We start from the raw sequence: 1,772 nt of genomic DNA on the forward strand, positions 1-1,772 counted from the left end.
TAACAATCATCTGTGTGGACACTACGAACAAATAAGTTCTAAATCGTATAAGGAGGTGATCCAGCCCCAGGTTCCCCTAGGGCTACCTTGTTACGACTTCACCCCAGTCATGAATCACTCCGTGGTAAACGTCCTCCCGAGGGTTAGACTATCTACTTCTGGAGCAACCCACTCCCATGGTGTGACGGGCGGTGTGTACAAGGCCCGGGAACGTATTCACCGCGTCATTCTGATACGCGATTACTAGCGATTCCGACTTCATGGAGTCGAGTTGCAGACTCCAATCCGGACTACGACGCACTTTAAGTGATTCGCTTACTCTCGCGAGTTCGCAGCACTCTGTATGCGCCATTGTAGCACGTGTGTAGCCCTACACGTAAGGGCCATGATGACTTGACGTCGTCCCCACCTTCCTCCGGTTTATCACCGGCAGTCTCCTTAGAGTTCTCAGCATTACCTGCTAGCAACTAAGGATAGGGGTTGCGCTCGTTGCGGGACTTAACCCAACATCTCACAACACGAGCTGACGACAGCCATGCAGCACCTGTATCAGAGTTCCCGAAGGCACCAAACCATCTCTGGTAAGTTCTCTGTATGTCAAGTGTAGGTAAGGTTCTTCGCGTTGCATCGAATTAAACCACATGCTCCACCGCTTGTGCGGGCCCCCGTCAATTCATTTGAGTTTTAACCTTGCGGCCGTACTCCCCAGGCGGTCTACTTAATGCGTTAGCTTTGAAAAACAGAACCGAGGCTCCGAGCTTCTAGTAGACATCGTTTACGGCGTGGACTACCGGGGTATCTAATCCCGTTTGCTCCCCACGCTTTCGTACATGAGCGTCAGTGTTGACCCAGGTGGCTGCCTTCGCCATCGGTATTCCTTCAGATCTCTACGCATTTCACCGCTACACCTGAAATTCTACCACCCTCTATCACACTCTAGTTTGCCAGTTCGAAATGCAGTTCCCAGGTTGAGCCCGGGGCTTTCACATCTCGCTTAACAAACCGCCTGCGTACGCTTTACGCCCAGTAATTCCGATTAACGCTCGCACCCTCCGTATTACCGCGGCTGCTGGCACGGAGTTAGCCGGTGCTTCTTCTGTCAGTAANTGACTGAAAGTGCTTTACAACCCGAAGGCCTTCTTCACACACGCGGCATGGCTGCATCAGGCTTGCGCCCATTGTGCAATATTCCCCACTGCTGCCTCCCGTAGGAGTCTGGGCCGTGTCTCAGTCCCAGTGTGGCTGATCATCCTCTCAAACCAGCTAGGGATCGTCGCCTTGGTGAGCCATTACCTCACCAACTAGCTAATCCCACTTGGGCCAATCTAAAGGCGAGAGCCGAAGCCCCCTTTGGTCCGTAGACATTATGCGGTATTAGCAGTCGTTTCCAACTGTTGTCCCCCACCTCAAGGCATGTTCCCAAGCATTACTCACCCGTCCGCCGCTCGTCAGCAAAGTAGCAAGCTACTTTCTGTTACCGCTCGACTTGCATGTGTTAGGCCTGCCGCCAGCGTTCAATCTGAGCCATGATCAAACTCTTCAATTAAAAAGTTTTATGTCTTTCGACAGCTCAATGAATTCTGAATTTTTTGTTTTTGTTGCCAAAAACGAATTGACTGTGCGTTATTATTTTCACTTTTAAAAAAAGTAAAATCAAAACAGCTCAAGGCTGAATCTTTTAATAACATATGGTCACTCAGTTTTCAATTGAGACTCTAATTTGTTTGCCTCGCTACCTAAGTAGGTTGGCTGTTAGAACTCAATCTGTACGA

The 1,772-nt window shown here is 50.0% G+C and carries 1 rRNA gene; it reads right to left on the minus strand.

Going from position 1 to position 1,772, the window contains the following annotated elements:
• Positions 1–48 precede the first annotated feature (48 nt).
• Positions 49–1,546 (minus strand): 16S ribosomal RNA (locus L654_RS0118355).
• Positions 1,547–1,772 lie beyond the last annotated feature (226 nt).

Origin of the sequence: Pseudoalteromonas sp. TAB23 (assembly GCF_000498075.1) — a bacterium.
GTDB lineage: Bacteria > Pseudomonadota > Gammaproteobacteria > Enterobacterales > Alteromonadaceae > Pseudoalteromonas > Pseudoalteromonas arctica.